The sequence below is a fragment of the Pseudothioclava arenosa genome, from assembly GCF_002358085.1.
Taxonomy (GTDB): Bacteria; Pseudomonadota; Alphaproteobacteria; order Rhodobacterales; family Rhodobacteraceae; genus Pseudothioclava; species Pseudothioclava arenosa.
Map to the genome: position 1 here is coordinate 151,075 of NZ_NTJD01000007.1, position 24,507 is coordinate 175,581.

Annotated in this window: 21 protein-coding genes and 1 pseudogene; 8 read left to right on the forward strand and 14 right to left on the reverse strand. The window is 66.0% G+C overall.

Annotated features, from left to right (window positions below; all coding sequences use genetic code 11):
- Window position 1 precedes the first annotated feature (1 nt).
- From CLN94_RS10520 to cydD, 9 genes are all read right to left on the reverse strand, one after another.
- Window positions 2-778, reverse strand: coding sequence for an enoyl-CoA hydratase-related protein (locus tag CLN94_RS10520; RefSeq protein ID WP_096433897.1), 777 nt, complete (start codon window positions 776-778; stop codon window positions 2-4).
- Window positions 765-2,414 (reverse strand): AMP-binding protein, encoded by a 1,650-nt coding sequence (locus tag CLN94_RS10525; protein ID WP_096433898.1) that lies wholly within the window; start codon window positions 2,412-2,414, stop codon window positions 765-767. Before CLN94_RS10525 ends, CLN94_RS10520 begins: the two co-directional genes overlap by 14 nt.
- A gap of 67 nt (window positions 2,415-2,481) precedes the next feature.
- On the reverse strand, window positions 2,482-3,150 hold the full coding sequence (locus CLN94_RS10530) for a class I SAM-dependent methyltransferase (protein ID WP_096433899.1): 669 nt from the start codon (window positions 3,148-3,150) through the stop codon (window positions 2,482-2,484).
- A gap of 110 nt (window positions 3,151-3,260) precedes the next feature.
- Complete coding sequence (locus tag CLN94_RS10535) at window positions 3,261-5,555, reverse strand: arginine/lysine/ornithine decarboxylase (RefSeq protein ID WP_096433931.1); 2,295 nt, start codon at window positions 5,553-5,555, stop codon at window positions 3,261-3,263.
- A gap of 218 nt (window positions 5,556-5,773) precedes the next feature.
- The gene (gene cydX / locus CLN94_RS10540) at window positions 5,774-5,911 is read right to left on the reverse strand and encodes a cytochrome bd-I oxidase subunit CydX (RefSeq protein ID WP_096433900.1); all 138 of its coding nucleotides are present in this window, start codon (window positions 5,909-5,911) and stop codon (window positions 5,774-5,776) included.
- Between the two features lie 12 nt (window positions 5,912-5,923).
- Window positions 5,924-7,084, reverse strand: coding sequence for a cytochrome d ubiquinol oxidase subunit II (cydB, locus tag CLN94_RS10545; RefSeq protein WP_096433901.1), 1,161 nt, complete (start codon window positions 7,082-7,084; stop codon window positions 5,924-5,926).
- A 5-nt stretch (window positions 7,085-7,089) separates the two neighbouring features.
- Entirely contained in the window at window positions 7,090-8,688 is a 1,599-nt protein-coding gene (locus CLN94_RS10550) for a cytochrome ubiquinol oxidase subunit I (RefSeq protein WP_096433902.1), read from the reverse strand.
- Window positions 8,689-8,819: 131 nt separating this feature from the next.
- The gene (gene cydC / locus CLN94_RS10555; protein ID WP_096433903.1) at window positions 8,820-10,475 is read right to left on the reverse strand and encodes a thiol reductant ABC exporter subunit CydC; all 1,656 of its coding nucleotides are present in this window, start codon (window positions 10,473-10,475) and stop codon (window positions 8,820-8,822) included.
- Window positions 10,472-12,118 (reverse strand): thiol reductant ABC exporter subunit CydD, encoded by a 1,647-nt coding sequence (gene cydD, locus CLN94_RS10560; RefSeq protein ID WP_096433904.1) that lies wholly within the window; start codon window positions 12,116-12,118, stop codon window positions 10,472-10,474. Before cydD ends, cydC begins: the two co-directional genes overlap by 4 nt.
- Window positions 12,119-12,236: 118 nt before the next feature.
- Here cydD and CLN94_RS10565 point away from each other — a divergent pair, with 118 nt between their 5' ends.
- Complete coding sequence (locus CLN94_RS10565; protein WP_096433905.1) at window positions 12,237-12,695, forward strand: RrF2 family transcriptional regulator; 459 nt, start codon at window positions 12,237-12,239, stop codon at window positions 12,693-12,695.
- A 40-nt stretch (window positions 12,696-12,735) separates the two neighbouring features.
- Here the strand turns inward: CLN94_RS10565 and CLN94_RS10570 are convergent, their stop codons facing one another.
- From CLN94_RS10570 to CLN94_RS10590, 5 genes are read right to left on the reverse strand one after another with little or no spacing between them, the layout of a single operon-like run.
- Window positions 12,736-13,302, reverse strand: a complete 567-nt coding sequence (locus CLN94_RS10570) for a peroxidase-related enzyme (protein WP_096433906.1) — start codon at window positions 13,300-13,302, stop codon at window positions 12,736-12,738.
- An 11-nt stretch (window positions 13,303-13,313) separates the two neighbouring features.
- The gene (gene acuI, locus CLN94_RS10575) at window positions 13,314-14,309 is read right to left on the reverse strand and encodes an acrylyl-CoA reductase (NADPH) (protein ID WP_096433907.1); all 996 of its coding nucleotides are present in this window, start codon (window positions 14,307-14,309) and stop codon (window positions 13,314-13,316) included.
- Between the two features lie 39 nt (window positions 14,310-14,348).
- On the reverse strand, window positions 14,349-14,981 hold the full coding sequence (gene acuR, locus CLN94_RS10580; protein ID WP_096433908.1) for an acrylate utilization transcriptional regulator AcuR: 633 nt from the start codon (window positions 14,979-14,981) through the stop codon (window positions 14,349-14,351).
- A 53-nt stretch (window positions 14,982-15,034) separates the two neighbouring features.
- Complete coding sequence (locus CLN94_RS10585; protein ID WP_096433909.1) at window positions 15,035-15,751, reverse strand: winged helix-turn-helix domain-containing protein; 717 nt, start codon at window positions 15,749-15,751, stop codon at window positions 15,035-15,037.
- Window positions 15,752-15,753: 2 nt separating this feature from the next.
- Window positions 15,754-17,781, reverse strand: a complete 2,028-nt coding sequence (locus tag CLN94_RS10590; RefSeq protein ID WP_096433910.1) for a hybrid sensor histidine kinase/response regulator — start codon at window positions 17,779-17,781, stop codon at window positions 15,754-15,756.
- A gap of 179 nt (window positions 17,782-17,960) precedes the next feature.
- Here CLN94_RS10590 and CLN94_RS10595 point away from each other — a divergent pair, with 179 nt between their 5' ends.
- The 7 genes and pseudogenes from CLN94_RS10595 to CLN94_RS10625 all read left to right on the forward strand — a co-directional run.
- A complete protein-coding gene (locus CLN94_RS10595) occupies window positions 17,961-19,604 on the forward strand; it encodes an acyl-CoA synthetase (protein ID WP_096433911.1) in 1,644 nt (547 codons plus the stop codon).
- Between the two features lie 57 nt (window positions 19,605-19,661).
- Window positions 19,662-20,420, forward strand: coding sequence for an ABC transporter ATP-binding protein (locus CLN94_RS10600; RefSeq protein WP_096433912.1), 759 nt, complete (start codon window positions 19,662-19,664; stop codon window positions 20,418-20,420).
- Window positions 20,421-20,470: 50 nt separating this feature from the next.
- A complete protein-coding gene (locus CLN94_RS10605) occupies window positions 20,471-21,169 on the forward strand; it encodes an ABC transporter ATP-binding protein (RefSeq protein WP_425439458.1) in 699 nt (232 codons plus the stop codon).
- Window positions 21,170-21,204: 35 nt separating this feature from the next.
- Window positions 21,205-22,410, forward strand: a complete 1,206-nt coding sequence (locus CLN94_RS10610) for an ABC transporter substrate-binding protein (RefSeq protein WP_096433914.1) — start codon at window positions 21,205-21,207, stop codon at window positions 22,408-22,410.
- Window positions 22,411-22,483: 73 nt separating this feature from the next.
- Window positions 22,484-23,374, forward strand: coding sequence for a branched-chain amino acid ABC transporter permease (locus CLN94_RS10615; RefSeq protein WP_096433915.1), 891 nt, complete (start codon window positions 22,484-22,486; stop codon window positions 23,372-23,374).
- A 12-nt stretch (window positions 23,375-23,386) separates the two neighbouring features.
- Complete coding sequence (locus CLN94_RS10620; protein WP_096433916.1) at window positions 23,387-24,310, forward strand: branched-chain amino acid ABC transporter permease; 924 nt, start codon at window positions 23,387-23,389, stop codon at window positions 24,308-24,310.
- Between the two features lie 58 nt (window positions 24,311-24,368).
- Window positions 24,369-24,507, forward strand: a pseudogene (locus CLN94_RS10625) (electron transfer flavoprotein subunit beta/FixA family protein); the annotation flags it as partial.

Consider the following 24,507-nt stretch of genomic DNA (forward strand, 5'->3'; position numbering starts at 1 on the left):
CCTAGCGCCCTTTCCATTTCGGCGGGCGCTTTTCGAAAAAGGCGCCGATCCCTTCGGTGACGTCGGCGCTGTCGGAAAGCCGTTGCAGCGCGGCGTCATTGGCCTGCCAGAGCGCGGTTTCTTCCTCGGCAAAGGCGCGATCCGACAGGGCAAGGCTTGCCTCGATGCTCAGGGGCGCATTGGCTGCCACCGCGCGCGCCAGATACTGCGCGGCGGCCAGCACCTCGGCGTCGGGAACCACGCGGTTCAGCAGCCCCCAGTCGCGTATCTCGGCGGCGCTGTAGGTTTTCGCGCTCAGCAACAGTTCGTTCGCCAGCACGCGCGGGATGCGCCGGGCCAGCCGGATCGCGCCGCCGCCGCCCGCGACCAGCCCCAGCTTGGCCTCGGGCAGGCCGAAGATCGCGCTTTCGCCCGCCACGACCATGTCGCAGGCCAGCATGACCTCGAAGCCCCCGGCCAAGGCTGCGCCGGTCACCGCTGCGATCACCGGCTTGCGGCGCGCGCGTGCGACGAAGCCCGCAAAGCCGTGTGGGCCATAGAGGATCGCCTCGGCATTGCCGGCGAGAAAGCTTTTGAGGTCCATCCCGGCGCAGAACACCGGCCCCGCGCCGCGGAGCACCGAGACCCGGATCGCGGGGTCGGCCTCGATCCGGTCGAAGGCTTCGCGCAGCGCCAGCGTCATCTCGGGGTCAATGGCATTGCGCCGCTCGGGACGGTTCAGTGTGACCAGCGCCACGCCGCCGGTGACCTCGATCTGGACGCATTCAGTTTTGCTCATTGGCGGCCTCCTGTTCTGCCAGCTTGCGCAGCTCGGCGCGGATGATCTTGCCGGTGGTGGTCATCGGCATTTCGGGAATGAACCGCACCACGCGCGGGAATTCATAGGCGGCGAGGCGGTCTTTGACGTGCAGCGCGATTTCCTCGGCCAGCGCCGGGCTTTCGGCGACCCCTTCGGCGAGCTTGATATAGGCTGCGACCACCGCGCCGCGCAGCGGGTCGGGCTTGCCGACGACGCCTGCCATCTGCACGGCGGGGTGGCTGAGCAGGCAATCTTCGATCTCGGCGGGGCCGATGCGATAGCCCGCCGAGCTGATCACGTCATCCTCGCGCCCGACAAAGGCGATTCGCCCCGAGGCGGTGCGCAGCCCCTTGTCGCCGGTCAGGAGCCAGCGCGTCTCGCCCACGGTCAGGAATTTTTCTGCGGTCGCATCGGGGCGGTTCCAGTATTCGAGAAACATCACCGGGTCGGGCGCGCGCACCGCGATGCTGCCCTCTTCGCCGGGCGGCATCACCGCGCCGGTCTCCTCGTCCAGAACCTGCACGTCATGGCCGGGCACGGCAAAGCCCATCACCCCCGGCTCGGTCGGTTCCAGCACGCCGCAGGACGAGACGATCATGTTGCATTCGGTCTGGCCGTAGAACTCGTTGATGGTCACGCCAAAGACGCGCTGACCCCAGTCGATCAGCTCCTTGCCAAGCGTCTCGCCGCCGCTCGCGACCGAGCGCATTTGCAGGTTTTGCGCTTCGGCCTCGGGCCAGAGCCGCATCATCTTGAGTGCGGTGGGCGGCAGGAAGGCGTTGCGGATACCGTGGCTGCGCATCAGCTCGAACGCCGCCTCGGCGGTGAACTTGCGAAACCGGCAGGCGACGACGGTGACGCCATGATGCAGCGCGGGCATCAGCACATCCAGAAGCCCGCCGATCCAGGCCCAGTCGGCGGGCGTCCAGATCCGGTCGCCGGGTTGGGGAAAGAAATCGTGGCTCATCTCGACGCCGGGCAGGTGGCCCAGCAGAACCCGATGCGCATGCAGCGCGCCCTTGGGGTTGCCGGTCGTGCCCGAGGTGTAGATCAGCACGGCGGGGTCTTCGGCGCGGCTGTTGACGGCGGTGAACTCGGGGCTTTCGGCGGCGCAGATCGCCTCGAAATCCAGCGCGCCTTCGGGGCCGCCTAGGCAGATGATCTGGCGCAGATCGGGCAGGGCGTCGCGGATCTCGGCCAGCTTGCGCAGGCCATCGGGGTTGGTCACCACAACCGAGGCGCCGGAATCGCGCAGCCGGTGCAACAGCGCCTCGGGGCCGAACAGCGTGAACAGCGGCAGCGCGATCCGCCCCGCCTTGGTGATCGCGATATGCGACAGCGCAGTTTCCACCGATTGCGGCAGGAGCACGCCGATCCGATCGCCCGGCGCCGAGATCCGCGAGAGCGCATTGGCCAGCCGGTTCGAGCGCTGGCGCAACTCTTCGAAGCTGTATTCCGCGACCGAGCCGTCCTCCGACACATCAATGATCGCGATTGCCGCGCCATTTTCCGCCGCGGGCCGGTCGCAGATATCGACGCCGATATTGTAATGCTCGGGAATGTCCCACGCGAAGCGGTCGCGCGTCAGCGCATAGCTTGCCTCTGGGTTCAACATCGTCCCTGCCTCCCCGCAGATACAATTGAACACTTGTTCAGTTGTGGAGGCTAACCCGCGTCGGCGCTTACTGCAAGCCCGGCTTTGCCACGAACAGGACCTGCCCGCGCGGCAACATTTTGTCTTGGCGCGTCACCGTCCAGCCGGTGGTGCGCGCCAGATGCAGCACATCCTCGGGCAAGAGGTGATAGGGCGGGCGGATGTCATGGGTGACGACGCCGTCGGGCTGGCGGTAGGCGCGCGCGGCGGCCTCGGCGTCGGGGGCAAGGAAAACTGTGAACAGAAACTGCTCCAGACGCGTGAAACGGTGCAGGTTGGTCAGGGCGCGGCGCAGATAGGCCATCGGCAGATGCGGAAACACCGCGAAGGCGATGGCATGGGTGATCGTGTCGGGCACGCCCGGAAACGCGAAGCGCGCGTCCTCGATCAGATGCGCCGGATCGAGCCGTGCGGGCTCGGACAGCTCGTTGCGGTGCCCCGCCAGCAACAGCGCGCGCGCCGCATCCGTCGCCCAGTAATGGCCGGGCTCCAGATAGGGCACCGCCTTGCAACCGAGCCGCAGCGACCCCGCGCCGATATCGAGCAGGTGATGCTCGGGGCGCAGACCTGCCTCGCGCAGGATCTCCATCTGCACCCGCCCGGTCTCGTCCCAGCGCCCGCCGACGATGTCGCGGTGCCGGCCCGCGGCAATCGCCTGATCGTAGAAACCGGCGGCTTCATAGGGATTCGAGGACACGCGAGGGGCTTTCGGCTAGGGAGGAACCGCGCCATTGCGCAGCCTTGCGCGCGCAAGTCAAGCGGTGCCGGGCGCGGGGGGGGGGGGCGTTGCACCCCGCGCCCGCAGGCTCAGAGCGCCACGCAATCCGCGAAATGCATGATCTGCCCGTCGGGCCCGGCCTCTTGCACCAGCCCGTGGATGTCGGTTTCGAAGCCGGGGCATTCGCGGGCGAACTCGCGGTTGAAGCGCAGGTAATCGACGATCTTCGCGTTGAACACCTCGCCCGGGATCAGGAGCGGAATGCCCGGCGGATAGGGGGTCACGAGGCTCGTGGTCACGCGCCCTTCCAGATCGTCGATCGAGACGCGCTCGGTCTTGCGTCGCGCGATATGCGAGAAGGCCTCGGAGGGCGTCATCGCCGGGAGGTGATCCGACAGGTAGATCTCGGTCGAGAGCCGCGCCACGTCGTATTTCGCGTAAAGCGTATGGACGTGCTGGCTCAGGTCCTTCAGGCCCATGCGCTCATAGCGCGGGTGCTTGGCCGAGAACTCGGGCATCACGCGCCACAGCGGCTGGTTCTTGTCGTAATCGTCCTTGAACTGCTGCAGCGCCGCCAGAAGCGTGTTCCAGCGGCCCTTGGTGATGCCGATCGTGAACATGATGAAGAAGCTGTAGAGCCCGGTCTTTTCCACCACGACCCCGTGCTCGGCGAGGTATTTCGAGACGATCGAGGCGGGGATGCCGGTCGCGTCGAAACGGCCCTCGATGTCGAGGCCGGGGGTGATGATCGTGGCCTTGATCGGGTCGAGCATGTTGAAGCCCGGCGCCATGTCGCCAAAGCCGTGCCAGCTTTCGCCGCCGCCGGTCTCGACGCCCTCGGCATTGGTCTTTTGCAGCACCCAGTCGCTGGCCTCGCCCATGCCGTCCTCGGTATGGTCGAAATCGGCCGGACCCCAGACCTGGAACCACCAGTCGTCTTGCCCGTATTCCTCTTCGACCTTGCGCATCGCGCGGCGGAAATCGAGCGCCTCGACGATGCTTTCCTCGACCAGCGCGGTGCCGCCCGGAGGCTCCATCATCGCCGCCGCCACATCGCAGCTCGCGATGATCGAATATTGCGGGCTGGTCGAGGTGTGCATCAGGTAGCTCTCGTTGAAGAGGTGGCGGTCGAGCCGCACCTCCTGGCTGTCCTGCACCAGGACGTGGCTTGCCTGCGAGATCCCGGCCAGCAGCTTGTGCACCGATTGCGTGGCGTAGGTGATCGACTTGGCGGTGCGCCCGCGCTTGCGGCCCATTGCGTGGAACTGGCCGTAGAACGGGTGGAAGGCGGCATGGGGCAGCCAGGCCTCGTCGAAATGCAGGTTCTCGACCCAGCCATCGAGCATGCGCTTGATCACCTCGGTGTTGTAGAGCACGCCGTCATAGGTCGATTGCGTGAGCGTCATGATCCGGGGCTGCACCGTGTCGGCGTCGTAATCCTTCAGGAGCGGGTTCGCGCGGATCTTGGCGCGGATCGCCTCGGGCTCGAATTCCGATCGCTGGATCGGCCCGATGATGCCCCAATGGTTGCGCGTGGGGCGCAGGAACACCGGGATCGCGCCGGTCATGATGATCGAATGCAGGATCGACTTGTGGCAGTTGCGGTCGACGACCACCACATCGCCCGGCGCGACCGTGTGATGCCAGACCATCTTGTTCGAGGTCGAGGTGCCGTTGGTCACGAAAAAGCAGTGATCGGCGTTGAAGATCCGCGCGGCATTGCGTTCCGACGCGCCGATCGCGCCGTTGTGGTCCAGCAGCTGGCCCAGTTCCTCGACCGCGTTGCAGACATCGGCGCGCAGCATGTTTTCGCCGTAGAACTGGTGATACATCTGCCCGATCGGGCTTTTCAGGAAGGCGACACCGCCCGAATGCCCCGGGCAGTGCCACGAATAGGACCCGTCCTCAGCGTAATCCAGAAGCGCCTTGAAGAAGGGCGGCTGGATGCCTTCGATATAGGCCTTGGCCTCGCGCAGGATGTGCTTGGCGACGAATTCCGGCGTGTCCTCGAACATGTGGATGAAGCCGTGCAGCTCGCGCAGGATGTCGTTGGGCAGGTGGCGCGAAGTCTTGGTCTCGCCATGCAGGAAGATCGGCACCTCGGCGTTTTTCCAGCGCACTTCCTCGATGAAGGTGCGCAGGTTCCTGACCGCCGGGTCCAGCTCGGGGCCGGCGCTGAATTCCTCGTCGTCGATCGAGAGCACGAAGGCGGAGGCGCGGCTTTGCTGCTGGGCGAATTGCGACAGGTCGCCATAGCTGGTCACGCCCAGCACTTCGAAGCCTTCGGCCTCGATCGCCTGCGCCAGCGCCCGGATGCCGAGCCCCGAGGTGTTCTCGGAGCGGAAATCTTCGTCGATGATGACAATGGGGAAGCGGAATTTCATCGGGCGGTCCTCGTCGATCCGGGCCATGGAACTCCGTTCATGTTGCCTGTGGGGCGCTACGTCAAGGTTGTGCCGCAGGTGCGGGATCAAACTCGCGTGCTTGGCGCAAGCGCGCATCACTTTGGCGAAAATTCCGCCCGGGCGGGGGGGCAAAAAGGCGCCGGGCCCGGATCCGCGCAGAGATCCGGGCCCGACTGGACAAGGCAAGGGACTGCCCGTCAGTGTTTATGCTCTCCCATCGGGCAATTGCCCTGATCCGAGAGGCAGGCGTCGGTGCGCAGCTCAAGCCACATGGCGTTCAGCACGGCAAACAGCGCCGCGAGCGGAAGGCCGAGAACCCAGGCGAAATACCACATCCGTTTTCTCCTTCAGTAGACCGTGTCGGTGTTTTCGGTGACGTCCGCTTCGGTGACCTTGCCCCAGAGCACCTTGTAGACCCAGGCGGTGTAGGCAAGGATCAGCGGCATGAAGATCACCGTGACCACCAGCATGACGAACAGCGTCTGGTGTGAGCTCGAGGCATCCCAGACCGTCAGCGAGCTGTTCGGATCGCTGTTCGAGGGCAGGATGAACGGGAACATGGTCAGCCCGACCGAGGCGATGATGCCGGTGATGCCCAGCTTCGACCAGAGCAGCGTCGAGACTTCACGCCCCGCCCGCAGCCCGAGGATCGCCATCGCCGTGCCGACAAAGCCCATCACCGGTGCCACCGCGATCCAGGGCCGCGCGGCATAGGCCGCAAGCCAGCTGCCGCTGCGGGTGACCTCGGAATAAAGCGGGTTCGAGGGACCGTTCGGAACCACTTCGCCGAGCGAGAAGCCCTGCACCCCGAACGCGAGCCAGAGCCCGGCCAGCGCATAGCCCGCCAGCGCCACCAGCCCCGCGACGGTGCCGATGCGACGTGCGCGCTCAGCCACCACACCCTCGGCCTTGAGGCTCAGCCAGGCCGCGCCATGCATCAGCAGCATCGAGAGCGACACCACCCCAGCCAGCAGCGCGAAGGGACGCAGCAGCCCGAGGAACTTGGTCAGCACATTGCCTTCGTAGATCGACAGCAGGTCGTCGGTCAGGTGGAAGGGCACGCCCAGAAGCACGTTGCCCACCGCCACGCCGAACAGCAGCGCCGGCACCGCGCCCGAGATGAACAGCGCCCAGTCCCAGCTGCGCCGCCAGACAAGGCCCTGCCGCTTGGAGCGGTATTTGAACGCCACCGGGCGCAGGATGAAGGCGGCGAGCACGGTGAACATCGCGAGGTAGAAGCCCGAGAAGCTCACCGCGTAAAGCGGCGGCCAGGCGGCGAAGATCGCGCCACCGCCCAGGATAAACCACACCTGGTTGCCTTCCCAGACCGGGCCGACGGTGTTGATCACCACGCGACGTTCGACATCGGTCTTGCCGACGAAGGGCAGGAGCGCGCCCACCCCCATGTCGAAGCCGTCGGTCAGGGCAAAGCCGATCAACAGCACCCCCAACAGCACCCACCAGATCACGCGCAAGACGTCGAGGTCGATCAATTCATACAGAACCATGTCACTTACTCCGCCGGAATTGCGTTGGTTTGGCCGCGCAGACGGGCCTCATGGGCTGCCTGCCAGGCCTCGGTTTCGGCCACGTCCTGGAACGGGCCCTTGCGGATGTATTTCACCATCAGCCCCATCTCGATCACGAAGAGAACCGAGTAGAAGGTGACGAAGCCGCCGAGCGTAATCAGCAGATCCGCGACCGAGAGCGACGAGGCCGAAAGCGCTGTCGGCAAGACGCCGTCCACCGTCCAGGGCTGGCGCCCGAACTCGGCCACGAACCAGCCCAGTTCTGCCGCAAGCCAGGGCGTCGGGATGATCGCCACGCCCAGATACAGCGCCCAACGCGGGAAGTTCATCTGACGGAACGAGGCGCGCCAGAAGAAATAGCCCATCACCGCGATGAAGCTGAAGCCAAGGGCCACCATCAGCCGGAACGCCCAGAACAGCGGCGCCACGCCCGGCACGGTGTCATCGGCGGCCTGCAGGATCTGCGCCTCGGTCGCCTCGCGCGGGTCGTCGACATAACGCTTGAGCAAGAGCGCATAGCCGAGGTTCTCGGAATGCGCCTCGAAGGTGTCGCGCACCGCTTGCGGGGTCGCGCCCCGGGTCTCGCGGATCTGCATCAGCGCGTCATAGGCAATCAGCCCATCGCGGATCTTTTCCTCCGAGACCTTCACCAGATCGTTGATGCCGGGGATTTCCGTGTCGAGCGAGCGCGTGCCGATCAGCCCCATCACCCAGGGGATTTCCACGGCGTAATGGGTCTCGCGGGCCTCCTGATCGGGGAAGCCGACGGCGGTGAAGGGCGCGGGGGCGGGGTGGGTTTCCCACATCGCCTCGATCGCGGCGAGCTTCATCTTTTGCGTGTGGCTCGCCGAATAGCCAGACTCGTCACCCAGCACCACGACCGAGAGCGCCGCCGCCAGGCCGAAGGCCGAGGCCACCGCGATCGAGCGCCGTGCCAGCTCCTTGTGGCGGTCCTTCAGCAGGTAGAGCGCCGAGACGCCCAGCACGAAGACCGAGGCCGTGACATAGCCCGCCGAGACGGTATGGACGAATTTCGCCTGTGCCACCTCGTTGAACATCACGTCGAAGAACGAGGTCATCTCCATCCGCATCGTGTCGGGGTTGAAGACCGCGCCGACCGGGTTCTGCATCCAGCCATTGGCGATCAGGATCCAGAGCGCCGAGAAGTTCGAGCCGATCGCGACCAGCCAGGTCACCACCGCGTGCTGCACCCGGCTGAGCTTGTCCCAGCCAAAGAACATCAGTCCGACAAAGGTCGCCTCGAGGAAGAAGGCCATCAGGCCCTCGATCGCCAGGGGCGCGCCAAAGATGTCGCCGACATAATGGCTGTAATAGCTCCAGTTCATGCCGAACTGGAATTCCATCGTGATGCCCGTCGCCACGCCCAGCACGAAGTTGATGCCGAACAGCGTGGCCCAGAATTTCGTGATCTGCCGCCAGATGGGGCGGTTCGTCATCACATAGACCGTCTCCATGATCGCCACGAGGATCGACAGACCCAGCGTGAGCGGCACGAAGAGGAAGTGATACATGGCTGTCATCGCGAACTGAAGGCGCGACAGCTCGACCAATCCGATCTCCATGAGTAGTCTCCTGATGAATCATAACTCGCGTTTCAGATGCGAATTTAGAGGAGTTATAACGTGTATCCCGGATGCAGATTTGATCTGCATCAAAAAGAAGCATTATGGATACATATTATTTCCGCATCCCGCTATGCGGGGGAATGCCGCAGCTGCAGCATGCGCGTGGCCACATCGCGCTCGACCTTGCGATGGGCGGCAATCAGGATCGCCGCCTCGGGCAGGGCGGCGCGCATTCCCGCGAGAACGCGCGCGGCGGTGTCCGCGTCGAGCCCTTCTGTCGGTTCATCCAAGAGCAGCACGGCAGGGCGACGGAGGAGCGCGCGCGCCAGCGCGAGGCGCCGTGCTTGCCCGCCCGAAAGCCCCGCGCCGCGCGGGCCCAGCCGGGCCTCCAACCCGCCGCGCGCCCGGATCGTATCGGCAAGGCAGGTCGCTTCCAGCGCCTGCCACAGCTCGGTCTCGCTGGCCTCGGGCGCGGCAAGGCGCAGGTTTTCGGCGATGGTTCCGGCGATCAGCGCATGGCGCTGCGGCACCATGACCAGCGTGTGGTGCAACGTCTCTGGGGCGAGCGTCGCGACATCGGTGCCGCCCAACGTCACGCGCCCGCTCGAAGGCGTCAGAGCACCGGCGGCCATCAGAAGAACCGTGCTTTTGCCAAGGCCGCTCGCGCCGGTCAGGGCCACGGTTTTGCCCGGCGCAATGGTGGCGCTGAGCGGGGCAAAGAGCGAAGGTGCACCGGGGCGCGGCGCGTAACCAAGTGCCTCAAGATGGAGCGCCGGGCGCGGTTCCAGCTGCGTCGTCGAGCGGGCGGCGGCGGGCAGGGCCAGCGCGGGTTCGACCCGGCGCGCGGCCTGCGCCATGCGGCCGATCTCGGTCAGGGCGCGGCGGATCGGTGCGATGGCCTCGGCCAGCGCAAGCGCCACGAAAACGCTAATTGCGGCGGCAGCGGGGGTGATCTGTCCGGCTTCGGCCAACCGGGCGCCCAGGCCCAGAGCGCCCGCCGTCACCCCGCCTCCGATCAGATCGAGCGCAAAGCCGGTGCGCCGCTCGATCCTGTCGAGCCGGGTTCGGGCCGCACCATGCCGGGCGCCAGCTTCAAGGGTGCGGCTGCGCGCCGCCGGGATCTGGCCATAAACGGTGAGGTCTTCGCGCGCGGTGATCATCTCGACCAGCCGGTTGCGGGTGGCCTGCAGCGCGGCCTCGGCCTCGCGCGAGGGGCGCCGCGCGCGGTGCTGCCCGGCCAGAAACACGAGGTTCGGCCCCAGCAGGTAGCCCGCGCCAACCCACGCCCCGACCAGCGGATGCACGAGCCAGCCGACCAGCGCTGCCGCCAGCACGATCACCGCCGCCCCGGCAAGCCCCGGCAGCACCAGCCGCAACAGCGCGCCATCAAGCGCATCGACATCCGCCGTCACCCGGTTCAGCACCGAAGCCGCGCGCAGCCGCTCGGTCGCGCGATAGGGCTGCGCGAGGAGCCCGCGCAACAGCCGCAGCCGCAGCGCCCCCAGCGCGCGCAGCACCGCGTCATGGGTGGTCAGGCGCTCGCCGTAGCGCGCGGCGGTGCGCCCCAGCGCCAGAAAGCGCACCATCGCGGACGGCGCGAAAAAGTTGAACAGCGTGCCAAGCCCCGCCATGCCCGCCGCCGCCGAGGCGGTGATGAACCAGCCCGAGAGGCCCAGCAGCGCCGCGCCCATCGCCAGCACCACGATCGACAGCAACAGCCCGATCGCGATTGCGCGGCGGTCAGCGCGGATCAACAGGCGGATGATGCGCAAGAGCGGTTTCATGGCGTGGCCTCCTCGGGGCCGAGCGCGATCACCTGATCCACCCGCGCGATCAGCGCCGGATCATGCGTGGCGAGGATCAGCGTGCCGCCCGCCGCGGCGAAGTCCAGAAGTCCCGCAGTGACCGCCGCGGCGGTGTCGGGGTCAAGGTCGGCGGTGGGCTCGTCGGCCAGCAACACGCGCTGGCCCGCCGCCAGCGCCCGCGCCAGCGTCACCCGCCGCGCCTCGCCGCCCGAAAGCCCCGCGCCGCGCTCGCCCAGAACCGTGTTCAGCCCCTTGGGCAGGGCCGCGATCACCGGGCCAAGCTGTGCCTGATCCAGCACGGTTTCGGGCAGCGGGCGGCCAAAGCCGATGTTCTGGCGCAGCGAGCGATCAAGGAAATGCGGCGCCTGCGGCATCCAGCCGAGCCCCGCGCGCCAGTCGGGCAGGTGGGCTTCGCTCAGCGCGGTCGCCCCGACGTGCAGTGTGCCTTCGGCGGGCAGGTCCAGCCCGGCCAAAAGGCGCAGCAACGTCGTCTTGCCCGCGCCGCTCGGGCCGGTGATCGCGATGCGCGCGCCGGGGGCGATCACCGCGTCCGGGTAGCGGATCAGAACCCCGCCGCGCCGCGCCACAAGCCCCCGCCAGGCGATCGGCCCGGCCGGGGGCTGGCCGGTGGCAGGAAGGTCATGGCCGGGCAGGCCGGGGCGGTCTTCGGCCTCGTAATCGGCCAGTTCCGCCAGCACCGCCTCGGCGCCCGCCTTGTCATGCCAGGCCGCCGCCAGATCGCGCAACGGCTGAAAGAACTCCGGCGCGAGCAGCAAGAGGAACATCCCGCCAAAGGGCGAGAGTGGCGTGCCCCAAGTGCCCCAGCCGACCTCGCCGAGCAGCGCGAAGCCGACCCAGACCGCGACCATCGCCACGCCGAGTGCCGAGAACAGTTCCAGCACGGTCGAGGACAGGAAGGCGATGCGCAACACCGCCATGGTGCGGTGGCGCAGGCTTTCCGAGGCGGCGTGAAACCCTTCGATCGCGGCGGGCCCGGCGCCGATCAGGCGCAGGTCGGACAGCGCCGCGAGGCGGTCGATCAGCAGGTCCGAGAGCTGGCCGATCTCGACCATCTGGCGGGCGCTGGCCTCTTTCGCGGCCCAGCCCACCAGCGCCATGAACAGCGGGATCAGCGGCCCGGCCAGCAGCAAGACCACCGCCACCGCCCAGCCATACCAGAGCGCAATCGCAAGGATGACGAGCGGCATCACCATCGAGCGCAACCGCGCCGGACGGTAGCGCAGCAGATAGGGGCGCAGGGCCTCTAGCTTGTCGGTGGCAAGCGCGGCCAGAGCGCCCGCATTGCCCAGCGACGACGAAGACGCCGCGTGGGATTCCGTTTGCACGATCTGGTGGCGCGCGGTGGCGATCACCGCTTCGGCAGCACGTGCCAACTTGCGTTGGGCGGCGGCCTCAAGCCCCGCGCGCAGGGCGGCCAGCGTAAAGAACCCTGCCGCCGCGATCAAGGGCGAGATCGTGGGCGCGCCGCTCAGCAGCCCGGCAAAGACCGCCGCGATCAGCGCTGCCTGCGCCGGCCAGACCAACGCCGCCGTCAGCGACAGAAGCGCGCCGGTCCGGGAAGGGGCTGTCAGGTGGCCCTGCGGGGTGCTGGCTCTGGCCATGATCCGATTTTCCACATATCAAATGCGAAATATAGCCTGGCTCTAATCGCCGTCTTGATCTTGATCAACTAATTTATGTATTTTTAATACAACAAATCGGCTCACGAAAGGGTGGGAGATGCGCGTGACGACACGAACCAACCTGGCCTTGCGCGTGCTGATGAGCTGCGCGGTGCAACGCGATACGCTGATCAAGACCGCCGAGATTGCCGAGAGCTGCAACTGCTCGGTTCATCACGCGGCGCATGTGGTGCAGCGGTTGCAGGCCAGTGGCGTGCTGGCGACGGTGCGCGGGCGCGCGGGCGGACTGCGGCTTGCGCGGCCTGTCGAGGCGATCTCGATCGGCAGTGTTGTGCGAGAATTCGAGGCCGATATCCCGCTGGCTGAGTGCTTCAACCCCGAAACCAACACCTGCCCGCTGGTCTCGGCTTGCCGGTTGCGTAGCTATCTCGCCCGCGCGATCGAGGCGTTTTACCACGAACTGGATCAGATCACGCTGCACGATCTGGTCGAGGGCAATTGCGGGCTTTACGAATTGCTGGGCGCGCGGCCGGTGGCGCCCGGTTGCGCGGGCTGATCCCGCCCCGGCGGGGTGGCCGCCGGGGCAAGGGGGAAACCTAGCGGGCGAGCGCGAAGAACTCGTCGTTCGGGCGCAGGCTGGCGACATTGGCCATCCGGTTCGACAGGCCGAAGAAGGCCGCGATGCCGGCGATATCCCAGATGTCGTCGGCGTCGAACCCATGCGCGGCGAGGGTCTCAAAATCGGCCTCGCCGACCTCATAGGCCGGGCCCGAGACCTTCATCGCGAAATCCAGCATCGCTTTTTGCCGGGGCGTCAGATCGGCCTTGCGATAGTTCACCGCGACCTGATCGGCGATCAGCGGGTTTTTCGCGCGCACCCGCAGAATGGCGCCATGCGCGACGACGCAATACTGGCACTGGTTCGCGTTCGAGGTCGCGACCACGATCATCTCGCGCTCGGCCTTGGTCAGGTTGCCCGGCTTTTCCATCAGTGCGTCGTGATAGGCGAAGAAGGCGCGGAACTCGTCGGGGCGATGGGCGAGGCCGAGGAAGATATTCGGAATAAAGCCGGATTTTTCCTGCACCGCCTCAATGCGGGTGCGGATGTCCTCGGGCATGTCGGCAAGCTTCGGCACCGCGAAGCGGCTGATCGGATGGGTCATTTGGGGTCTCCTCAGGTCAGGTCGGGGGCGATCGGCACGATCACGCGACCGCGGATTTCGCCGGACAGGAATTTCGGCGCGGCGGAAATCGTGTCCTCCAGCGCGATTTCGCGGGTCAGTGCGGCCAGCGTCTCGGCGGGCAGATCGCTGGCCAGGCGTTTCCAGGCCTCCAGCCGCTCGGGGCGGGGGCACATCACGCTGTCCACGCCCAAAAGCGCGACGCCGCGCAGGATGAAGGGGGCGACGGTGGCGGGCAGGTCCATGCCGCCCGCCAGACCGCAGGCCGCGACCGCGCCGCGGTATTTCATCGCCGCGCAGACATTGGCGAGCACATGGCCGCCGACTACGTCGACCGCGCCGGCCCAGCGTTCCTTGGCCAGAGGGCGGCCGGGCTGGTCATAGCCCTCGCGGGTGATGACCTCGGCGGCGCCAAGGCCTTTCAGATAATCGGTCTCTTCGGCGCGGCCCGACATGGCCACCACGCGAAAGCCGCGTTTCGCCAAGAGCGCGACCGTGACGCTGCCGACGCCGCCCGCCGCACCGGTGACCAGCACATCACCCTGATCGGGGGTCAGCCCGTGACGTTCAAGCGCCAGCACACAGAGCATCGCGGTGTAGCCCGCCGTGCCGATTGCCATCGCGTCGCGCGGGCTGAAGGGGGCCTGCAGCGGCACCAGCCAGTCGCCCTTGACGCGGGCCTTTTCGGCCAGCCCGCCCCAATGCCCTTCGCCCACGCCCCAGCCGTTCAGCACGACCTTGTCGCCGGGCGCGTAATCGGGGTGGCTTGAGGTCTCGACGACGCCCGCGAAGTCGATGCCCGGCACCATCGGCCAGCGTCGCACCACCGGCCCCTTGCCGGTGATTGCCAGCGCGTCCTTGTAGTTCAGCGTCGACCACGCGACACGCACGGTCACATCGCCCTCGGGCAGGTCGGCCTCGTCGATCTCGGTGATGCGGGCGTCGGTGCGCCCGTCCTCGGTCTTGTTCAGCAGCAGGCCACGGAACATGGTTTCCTCCCTTTTGCGGCCCCCCTCCGGGGCGATTTGTCAGCGCAGCATCGCGAAGAAGCCACGCGCGAATGTTTCAAGCGGATCGGGGCGGCATTCGAGCTTGGCGCGCAGCACCGCGCCCTCCCAGCCGATCCAGAAGACGGCAGCCAGTTCGTCGCAATCGGCCTCGGTCCCGATCTGGCCGGTGGCCTGGGCGGCGCGCAGGCAGCGCGCAGTGCGGGCCTGCCAATCGTCGAAGACCGCGCGCAGATGGGCGCGGAAGGATTCGGGTAGCGTGCCCATCTCCTGTCCGAGATTGCCGACAAGGCAGCCGCGCCGGAAATCGTGGCGCGCCATGCCAGCCTTGGCGTCCTCGACGAAGGCGGTGATGCGGTCGAGCGGCGCGCGGCTGTCGTCCAGAAACCAGCGGTCCAGCTTGCGCGCGAAATAGGCGTTGTAGGCGTCAATCAGCGCGTGACCGAAGGCCTCCTTGCTGTCGAAAAACGCGTAGAACGAGCCCTTGGGCACCGAGGCTGCGGACAGGATTTCCTCGATCCCGACCGCCGAGAAACCCTTTTCGGTCAGCACCGCCACGCCCGCCCGCAGCAGGCGCTCCTGAGCCTCCTCTTGCTCGGCGGCGGATTTGCGCGGACGGCCGCGCTTGCGAGGAACGGGGGCGGAATCGGTCATGAGTTATTATTTGACCGATCGTATATAAAAATCAAGAGCGGGTTTTGTGGCCGCTATTCCAGCCAGGAAACATCCTTGGCAAAGATGTACCCCGCGCCATAGACGGTGCGGATGATGTCGGGCGAGCGCGGGTTGTCGCCCAGCTTGCGCCGCAGCCGGCAGATCCGCGCATCCATCGAGCGATCGAAGGGTTCATTGCCGCGCCCGGTGGTCGCATCGAGCAGGTTCGAGCGCGTCAGAACCCGGCCCGGTGCGCGGAGGAAGGCCTCGAGCAGGGCGTTCTCCGACGACGACAGGCTGACGGTTTCGCCCTCGGCATGCGCCAATGTGCAGGCGGTGATATTCGCCGTCCACTCGCCGAAACGCGCGATGGCTTTCGGCGTGCTATTCTCTTCTTCGCGGGTCATGCGGCAGCGGCGCAATACCGCGCGCAGGCGTGCGACCATCTCGCGGGTCTCGAAGGGTTTGACGATGTAATCGTCGGCGCCGATCTCAAGCCCGACCACGCGATCGGTGACCGAGCCGCGCCCGGTCACCACCACCCGCGGCACCGTGCGCGGCAGCAGCCCGGAATTCAGCAGGCTCAGCCCGTCGCCATCGGGCAGGGACAGGTCGATCAGGCAGAGGTCGGGCAGCTTCGAGCGCAGGGCGCGCTCGAATTCGCTGAGCCGACGGAACGAGCGCACGGCGAAACCCTGCTGCGCCAGGCTGCGTTCGATGAGGCGGGTGATGTCGAGATCGTCCTCAAGCAGATATACGAGAATGCTCATGATCAGATATCTCCGGCGAGCGGGTCGCCCGCGGTCTTGGTCTTGGGTGCGCGCGCCGCGGCGAGCGCTGCCGACAATTCGGCGGTGGAAAACGGTTTGCGCAGCATCGGCACGTCGGCGCAGGCCGCCTGCTCGCCCTCAAGCAGCGCGGCCTGGCCGCTCATCAGTACCACGCGCAGGTCGGGTCGGGCGCTGCGCAGATGGCAGGCAAGGTCGATCCCGTTCATTCGACCGGGCATGTCGACATCGGTCAGCACCACGCCGACCGCCTCGATCCGCGCCAGCAGGTCGAGCGCCTCGTCGGCGGTGTCGGCCTCGACCAGCGGATGCCCGATCGCGCCGATCTTGCGGCGGATCGTGCGGCGCACCTCGCGGTCATCTTCGACCAGCAGGATCAGCGCCTGCTCGTCATCGGTCGCTGCGACGCTTTCGATCAGCTCGGATTGCGCGCCGGCGGTGGCCAGTTCGGGCGCGGCGGGGCTGTCGCTGCGATGCAGGGCGGCACTGGGCAGGAGGATGGTGAAATGGCTGCCTTCGCCCAGCGTCGACTCGACCGAGATCGCGCCATTCGACTGCTTGACGAAACCATAGACCATCGACAGCCCGAGGCCCGAACCCGAGCCCGCCGCCTTCGAGGTATAGAACGGTTCGAAGACCCGCTCGGTCTGTTCGGGCGACATGCCGCAGCCGTCGTCGGAAAAGCGGATCCGCACATATTCGCCCACCGGCAGATGCAGCAGTTCGGCCTCTTGCGCGGGCAGGTCGTAGGCGCTGGTCTCGATCACGATCCGGCCCCGGCCCTCGGTCGCGTCGCGCGCGTTCATCGCCAGGTTCAGGAGGGCCATCTCCAGCTGCGCCCGGTCGACCACGGCCTTCGGCGCGTCGGAGCGGTTGCGCTGTTCGATATGCAACTCGCGCGGGATCGACGAGCGAAGAAGCGTGCAGATCTCGGCCACCGCCGTGTCGATCTCGGTGGGCTCCGGGTCGTATTGTTCGCGCCGCGCCAGTGTCAGCAGTCGCCGCGTCAGCGCCGAACCCCGCCGCGCCGCCGAGATCGCCGGCGAGACGTATTCACGGGTCAGTTCGCTATCGCCCAGCTCATCGGCAAGTGGCCCGAGATTGCCCAGGATGATCGTCAGCAAGTTATTGAAATCATGAGAGATGCCGCTTGCCATGCGGCCGAGCGCATCCATTTTCTGCGCGCCCATCAGGGCCGACATCGTCGCCTTGCGGCGGGTCACGTCGATCGACAGGAGATAGAAGGCGATGACCTCGCCCGACGAAGGCGTTTCGGGGCGGAGCAAGGTGCGCACATCTTTGAACCGGCCGCCGGGCAACTCTACGCGCATCTCGAAATCCACCAGCGCGCCGCGGCGCGCCTGTTCGAAAAACCGCGCCGATTCCTGCAAGGTGCGCGGGTGCAGCACGTCGGAGGCGGGGAAGCCGATGATCTCTTCGGGCGTCTTGCCATAGGCCGCGGCAAAGCGGCGGTTGGCATAGAGGATGCGCATGTTGCGATCGACATGGGCGATGCCGGCGGGCACCTCGTCGGCGATCAGCTTGAGCCGCGCCTCGGAGAGTTGCAGCGCGCTGGTGCGCTCGGCCACCAGCTGTTGCAGGCGTTCTTCCTGCAGGCGCCGCTCGGTCACGTCGGTGTAGGTGGTCACGAAACCGCCTGCGGGCAGGGGGTTGCCGGTCACGCGCAGGATCTGCCCGTTGGGGCGGGCGCGCTCGATCGAATGGGGTTGAAACAGGCGCGCGGTTTCAACCCGGCGGGCGACGTGTTCCTCGTGATTGCCGGGGCCGTATTCGCCGCGCTGCGCATTGTAACGGATGAAGCTGGCGAAATCCGCGCCGACAAAAGCAAGCTCGGCGGGATAGTCGTACATCTTGAGGAACTGGTCGTTCCAGGCGATCAGCCGCAGATCGGCATCAAAGATGGTGATGCCCTGCTCCAGCTGCCCGAGGCCCTGCAATACAAGGTCGGAGTGCCGGTGTTCCGATGATTTGCCACGCATCGGCTGATCCATTCCGCTTACTCATCCCGTTCACTCGGATTGCCTAGAACATGCGTCAGCGCTGCGGCATTCCCAAGCGGAAACCGGTGCCCGTCACAATTCGGTACAATTGGCGGAAAATTGGGCAATAACCCCATGCGTAGTCTCATCCTCGGCTCGAATCGGAGGAACTCGGGTCGAAGGGGGGACTTATGCAGACCAAGCACAGTATTTATGAAAGTGGCCTTGAGGTCACTGCGGCAAACTATGCCGCGCTCACGCCGCTGTCTTTCGCCGAGCGCACCGCGGCGATCTATCCGGAACTCACCGCCGTCGTCTATGGCGACCTGCGCCGGACCTGGGGTGAAACCTACGAACGCATGTGCCGCATCGCCAGCGCCCTGGCGGGCCGCGGCCTCGGCAAGGACGACACCGTCTCGGTGATCGCCGCCAACATCCCCGAGATGTTCGAGGCGCATTTCGCCGTGCCGATGATCGGCGCCGTGCTGAACACCGTGAACACCCGCCTCGACGCCGAGGCCATCGCCTTCATCCTCAGCCATGCCGAGGCCAAGGCGGTTCTGGTCGATCCGGAATTCTCGGATGTGGTCGAGCGCGCGATCAAGATCTCGGGCCGCCGCGACATGCTCGTGATCGACATCGAGGACGCCAGCTATGATGGCGGCCACCGCATCGGCAGCGTCACCTATGACGAGCTGCTGGCCGAGGGCGATCCGGAGTTCCGCTATGTCCCGCCGGAAAGCGAGTGGGACGCGATCAGCCTGAACTACACCTCGGGCACCACGGGTAACCCGAAGGGCGTGGTCTATCACCACCGCGGCGCCGCGCTGAACGCGATGTCGAACATCATGACCTGGGGCATGGCGCATCACTCGCGCTATCTCTGGACGCTGCCGATGTTCCATTGCAACGGCTGGTGCTTCCCCTGGACGATCGCCGCGAATGCCGGCGTCTGCGTCTGCCTGCGGGCGGTGCGCGCCGAGCCGATCTACGAAGCGATCCGCAACGAGAAGGTCACCCATTTCTGCGGTGCGCCGATCGTTCTGAACATGCTGGCCAACGCGCCCGACGAGCTGAAGGACTTCAGCCATCAGGTCAAGGTCATGACCGCGGGCGCCTCGCCGCCGGCCGCCGTGATCGAGAAGATGGAAGCGATGGGCGTCGAGGTCACCCATGTCTACGGGCTGACCGAAACCTATGGCCCCTCGGTGGTCTGCGCCTGGAAAGGTGCCTGGAACGCCCGTACCGCCGAAGAGCGTGCCCGTCTCAAGGCGCGTCAGGGCGTGCGCAACCTGGCGCTGGCCGGGCTGATGGTGGCCGATCCCGAGACGCTGATGCCGGTGCCGTCGGATGGCGAGACGCTGGGCGAGATCTTCATGCGCGGCAACAACGTGATGAAGGGCTATCTCAAGAACCCGACCGCCACGGATGAATCGTTCAACGGCGGCTGGTTCGCCTCGGGCGACCTCGGCGTGATGCATCCCGATGGTTACGTCGAGCTCAAGGACCGCTCGAAGGACATCATCATCTCGGGTGGCGAGAACATCTCGTCGGTCGAGGTTGAGGATGTGCTCTACAAGCACCCGGCGGTGATGGAGGCGGCCGTGGTCGCGCGCCCCGATCCGAAATGGGGCGAAACGCCTTGCGCCTTCGTCGAGCTCAAGCCCGGCCAGGAGCTGGAAGAAGCCGAGCTGATCGCCTTCTGCCGCCAGAACATGGCGCATTTCAAGACGCCGAAAACGGTTGTCTACGGGCCTCTGCCGAAAACCTCTACCGGCAAGATCCAGAAGTTCCTCCTGCGCGATCAGGCGCGGGCGCTGAACGAGACCAAGTGACCTCCCCCGGACTGGGGGGCGGCTTCGGCTGTCCCCCCCTTTTCCAACGAGAGACCCATGACCCAGACCGATGACTTCATCCTCCAGACCCGGGGGCTTACCAAGGAATTCAAGGGCTTCACCGCTGTGAGCGAGGTCGATCTGAACGTGCGTCGGCACACGATCCACGCGCTGATCGGGCCCAATGGCGCCGGCAAGACGACGGTGTTCAACCTGCTGACCAAGTTCCTGATCCCGACGCGCGGCTCGATCGCGTTCAACGGGCGCGACATCACCAACGCCAAGCCCGCGGAAATCTCGCGGATGGGCGTGGTGCGTTCGTTCCAGATCTCGGCTGTTTTCCCGCACATGACGGCGCGTGAAAACGTCCGCGTGGCGCTGCAGCGCAAGCTGGGCACCTCGTTCCATTTCTGGCGCGCGGCGAAATCGCTGAACAAGCTCAATGACCGCGCCGACGAACTGCTGGGCATGGTGGGCCTTGAACGCTTCTCCGAGGCGATCGTGGCGGACCTGCCCTATGGCCGCAAACGTGCGCTGGAAATCGCCACCACGCTGGCGCTCGAGCCCGAGATGATGCTGCTCGACGAGCCGACGCAGGGCATGGGCCGCGAGGACGTGGAACTGATCACGCAGCTGATCCGCAAGGTCTCGGCGAACCGCACCATCCTGATGGTGGAACACAACCTCGGCGTGGTCTCGACGCTCTGCGACCGGATCACCGTCCTGCAGCGCGGCGCGCTCCTGACCGAGGGCACCTATGCCGAGGTCTCCGCCGACCCGCGCGTGAAAGAAGCCTATATGGGGAAAGCGGCATGAGCACGTTGATCGAGAACCACGACATCGGTGGTCAGCACGTTTCCGAACATATCGAGGAACTGCGCATCCAGGATCTTCACGCCTTCTATGGCGAGAGCCATGCGCTGCACGGCATCGACCTGACCGTCTACCAAGGCGAGCTGGTCACGCTTCTGGGCCGCAACGGCTCGGGGCGCACCACCACGCTGCGCTCGATCATGGGTCTGGTCGGCCACCGCACCGGCTCGATCATGCTCAAGGGCGAGGAAGTGATCCACGCCACGCCGCATTCGATCGCGCATCTGGGTGTCGGTTATTGCCCCGAAGAGCGCGGCATCTTCTCGCGCCTATCGGTCGAGGAAAACCTGATGCTGCCGCCGCGCGTGGCCGCGGGTGGCATGTCGGTCGAGGAACTCTACGAGATGTTCCCGAACCTTGCCGAGCGCCGCAAGAGCCAGGGCACGCGCCTGTCGGGCGGCGAACAGCAGATGCTCGCCATGGCCCGCATCCTGCGCACCGGCGCCAACATCCTGCTGCTTGACGAGATCACCGAGGGCCTCGCCCCGGTCATCGTCGACAAGCTGGGCGAGGTGCTGATCGAACTCAAGACCCGCGGTTACACCGTGGTTCTGGTCGAGCAGAACTTCGTGTTCGCGGCGCCGCTGGCGGACCGCCACTTCGTGATGGACCACGGCAAGATCGTCGCCTGCATCGAGCAGGACGAGCTCGAGTCCAAACAGCACATTTTCGACGAATACCTGAGCGTTTGACGCGCCAGGGACCATTCCTGAGGAGGAGGAAACTCATGAAACTGTTCAAACACCTTGCCACCAGCGCTTCGGCTCTGGCGGTCATGGCCACCGGCGCCGCTGCCGAAATCAGCGGCGGCGTGGTCAAGATCGGCCTGCTGACCGACATGTCGGCGACCTATTCGGACGTGGCCGGCCCGGGCACCATCACCGCCGCGGAAATGGCGATCGAAGAGTTCGGCGGCCAGGTTGCCGGCGCACCGATCGAGCTGGTCTCGGCCGATCACCAGAACAAGGCCGACATCGCCGCCAACAAGGCGCGCGAATGGGGCGATACCGAGGGCGTCGACGCCTTCGCCGAACTCGTGACCACCTCGGTCGCGATGGCGGTTTTCGAAGTCGCCAAGCAACAGAACAAGATCGCGCTGGTTTCGGGCGCGGCCTCGTCGCCGCTGACCAATGACGCCTGCATCCCGACCGGCCTGCACTGGACCTACAACACCCGCGCGCTCGCCGTGGGCACCGGTTCGGCCGTTGTGAAGGAAGGCGGCGACAGCTGGTACTTCCTGACCGCTGACTACGCCTTCGGCGAAGCCCTGCAGGGCGACGTTTCGAAAGTCGTGGAAGCCGAGGGCGGCCAGGTTCTGGGCGCTTCGAAGCACCCGTTCCCGGCGTCCGACTTCTCGTCCTTCATGCTGCAGGCGCAGGCCTCGGGCGCGAAGGTGATCGGTCTGGCCAACGCTGGCGGCGACACGATCAACGCGATCAAGGCGGCCAAGGAATTCGGCATCATCGAAGCTGGCCAGAAGATCGCCGGTCTGCTGGTGTTCCTCTCGGACGTGAACGCGCTGGGTCTTGAGACCGCGCAGGGTCTGCAGATGACCGTCAGCTTCTACTGGGACATGGACGACGAAACCCGCGCCTGGTCGCAGCGTTTCTTCGAAAAGACCGGCAAGATGCCGACGGGCATTCAGGCCGGCACCTATTCGTCGGTGCGCCACTACCTGAAGGCGATCGAGGCCACCGGTTCGGATGATACCGAAACCGTTCTGGCGAAGATGCGCGAAATGCCGGTCGAAGACATGTTCGCTCATGGCGGCGTGCTGCGCACCGACGGGCGCATGGTGCATGACATGTATCTCGCAGAGGTGAAATCGCCGGCCGAATCCTCCGGGCCGTGGGATTACCTCAAAATCGTGCGCACGATTCCCGGGGAAGAGGCCTTCGGCCCGCTCTCCGAGAGCACCTGCCCGACCAAGTAATGCGAGAGGAAGCCACCGGGCATAGCCCCCTATGCCCGGTGGTGACCCCGACAAGCAACAAGGACATCTCCAAATGCTGACGGATCTGCTGGGCTTTCCCCCGCAAGTGCTTTTCGGCCAACTGCTTCTGGGCCTGATCAACGGCGCGTTCTACGCGGTGCTTTCGCTCGGTCTGGCCGTCATTTTTGGCCTGCTCAACATCGTGAACTTCGCGCATGGCGCGCTGTACATGCTGGGCGCTTTCGCGACGCTGGGCCTGATGAAATTCTTCGGGATCGGCTACTGGGGCGCATTGATCTTTGCGCCGCTCTTGGTCGGTATCGTGGGTATCGTGATCGAGCGGCTGCTGCTGCGCCGACTTGCCGGTGTCGACCATCTCTACGGCCTGCTGCTGACCTTCGGTCTGGCGCTGGTGCTGGAAGGGACCTTCGTCAAGCTCTTCGGCGCCTCGGGCATTCCCTATTCTCCGCCCGCGCAGCTGCAGGGCGGCATCAACCTCGGCTTCATGTTCCTGCCGTGGTATCGTGGTTGGGTCGTCGTGGCCTCGCTGATCGTCTGCGCCGCGACCTGGTACCTGTTCGAGCGCACCAAGATCGGCGCCTATCTGCGCGCCGGCACCGAGAACCCGCGCCTGCTGCAGGCCTTCGGGGTGAACGTGCCGCTGCTGACGACGCTGGCCTATGGCTATGGCGTGGCGCTGGCCGCCTTCGCCGGTGTGCTGGCCGCGCCGATTACCCAGGTGAACCCGCTGATGGGCTCGAACCTGATCATCGTCGTCTTCGCCGTGGTGGTGATCGGCGGCATGGGCTCGATCGTGGGCGCGGTGGTGACCGGTCTCGCGATGGGCGTGATCGAGGGGCTGACCAAGGTGTTCTGGCCTGAAGCCTCCTCGACCGTGATTTTCCTCGTCATGGCCATCGTGCTGGTGCTTCGCCCGGCCGGGCTGTTCGGCAAAGCCGCCTGAAGGAGACAGGATATGAAAAAGTACTCCGGTTATCTGATCGCGCTCGGGCTGCTGATGCTGGCGCCCACGATGATCTACCCCGTGTTCCTGATGAAGCTCTTGTGCTTCGCGCTCTTTGCCTCGGCGTTCAACCTGATCCTTGGCTATGGCGGTCTGCTCAGCTTCGGTCATGCGGCGTTCTTCGGTGGCGCCTCCTATATCACGGGCCACGCGCTCAAGGTCTGGGGCCTGCCGACCGAGCTTGGCATCCTGTTCGGCGCCGCGGTGGCGGGGCTGATGGGGCTGGCGATCGGCATGCTCGCCATTCGCCGCCACGGCATCTACTTCGCGATGATCACCCTCGCGATGGCGCAGATGGCCTATTTCCTCTTCGTCTCCTCGCCCTTCACCGGCGGTGAGAACGGGTTGCAGGGCGTGCCGCGCGGCACCGCGCTGGGCATGATCGACCTGCAGAACGACATGTCGATGTATTACTTCGTTCTGGCGATTTTCGTGATCGGCTTCCTGATCATCGCCCGCACCGTGCATTCGCCCTTCGGTCAGGTGCTCAGCGCGATCCGCGACAACGAGGACCGCGCCCGTTCGCTGGGCTATGACATCGAGCGCTACAAGCTTCTGGCCTTCGTGATCTCGGCTACTCTGGCCGGGCTCGCGGGCGGCACGAAGACGGTGGTGTTCCAGCTGGCGTCGCTGACGGATGTGCATTGGCACATGTCCGGCGAGGTCGTCCTGATGACGCTCCTGGGGGGGCTGGGCACGATCGCGGGGCCTGCGGTCGGAGCTGGCATCATCATCACCTTGCAGAACTACCTGGCCTCGGGGCCGCTGGCGGCCTGGGTGCCGGTGGTGCTAGGCGTGATCTTCGTGATCTGCGTGCTGGCCTTCCGCCGCGGCGTGGTCGGCGAGCTGCGCGAGCTGATCAAGCGGCAGTTCTGATCCGGTTTGCCGGGCCCTCGGGCCCGGCGCCTTTCCTTTCGATCCTGGGGGATGTGCGATGAAAGTTATCGTGCCTGTTAAGCGCGTGATTGACTACAACGTGAAGGTTCGCGTTCGTGCGGACGGAAGCGGTGTCGATCTTGCGAATGTGAAAATGTCGATGAACCCGTTCGACGAGATTGCTGTTGAAGAGGCGA

Bases quoted from the DNA above. Each gene is read 5' to 3' on its own strand.
- cydB (WP_096433901.1), bottom strand. From the start codon at position 7,084: ATGGTTCTGTATGAATTGATCGACCTCGACGTCTTGCGCGTGATCTGG.
- CLN94_RS10565 (WP_096433905.1), top strand. From the start codon at position 12,237: ATGCGCGTGACGACACGAACCAACCTGGCCTTGCGCGTGCTGATGAGC.
- CLN94_RS10570 (WP_096433906.1), bottom strand. From the start codon at position 13,302: ATGACCCATCCGATCAGCCGCTTCGCGGTGCCGAAGCTTGCCGACATG.
- CLN94_RS10525 (WP_096433898.1), bottom strand. From the start codon at position 2,414: ATGTTGAACCCAGAGGCAAGCTATGCGCTGACGCGCGACCGCTTCGCG.
- CLN94_RS10520 (WP_096433897.1), bottom strand. From the start codon at position 778: ATGAGCAAAACTGAATGCGTCCAGATCGAGGTCACCGGCGGCGTGGCG.
- CLN94_RS10535 (WP_096433931.1), bottom strand. From the start codon at position 5,555: ATGAAATTCCGCTTCCCCATTGTCATCATCGACGAAGATTTCCGCTCC.
- CLN94_RS10590 (WP_096433910.1), bottom strand. From the start codon at position 17,781: ATGGATCAGCCGATGCGTGGCAAATCATCGGAACACCGGCACTCCGAC.
- CLN94_RS10620 (WP_096433916.1), top strand. From the start codon at position 23,387: ATGAAAAAGTACTCCGGTTATCTGATCGCGCTCGGGCTGCTGATGCTG.
- CLN94_RS10615 (WP_096433915.1), top strand. From the start codon at position 22,484: ATGCTGACGGATCTGCTGGGCTTTCCCCCGCAAGTGCTTTTCGGCCAA.
- CLN94_RS10585 (WP_096433909.1), bottom strand. From the start codon at position 15,751: ATGAGCATTCTCGTATATCTGCTTGAGGACGATCTCGACATCACCCGC.
- cydC (WP_096433903.1), bottom strand. From the start codon at position 10,475: ATGAAACCGCTCTTGCGCATCATCCGCCTGTTGATCCGCGCTGACCGC.
- cydD (WP_096433904.1), bottom strand. From the start codon at position 12,118: ATGGCCAGAGCCAGCACCCCGCAGGGCCACCTGACAGCCCCTTCCCGG.
- CLN94_RS10600 (WP_096433912.1), top strand. From the start codon at position 19,662: ATGACCCAGACCGATGACTTCATCCTCCAGACCCGGGGGCTTACCAAG.
- acuR (WP_096433908.1), bottom strand. From the start codon at position 14,981: ATGACCGATTCCGCCCCCGTTCCTCGCAAGCGCGGCCGTCCGCGCAAA.
- acuI (WP_096433907.1), bottom strand. From the start codon at position 14,309: ATGTTCCGTGGCCTGCTGCTGAACAAGACCGAGGACGGGCGCACCGAC.
- cydX (WP_096433900.1), bottom strand. From the start codon at position 5,911: ATGTGGTATTTCGCCTGGGTTCTCGGCCTTCCGCTCGCGGCGCTGTTT.
- CLN94_RS10610 (WP_096433914.1), top strand. From the start codon at position 21,205: ATGAAACTGTTCAAACACCTTGCCACCAGCGCTTCGGCTCTGGCGGTC.
- CLN94_RS10550 (WP_096433902.1), bottom strand. From the start codon at position 8,688: ATGGAGATCGGATTGGTCGAGCTGTCGCGCCTTCAGTTCGCGATGACA.
- CLN94_RS10595 (WP_096433911.1), top strand. From the start codon at position 17,961: ATGCAGACCAAGCACAGTATTTATGAAAGTGGCCTTGAGGTCACTGCG.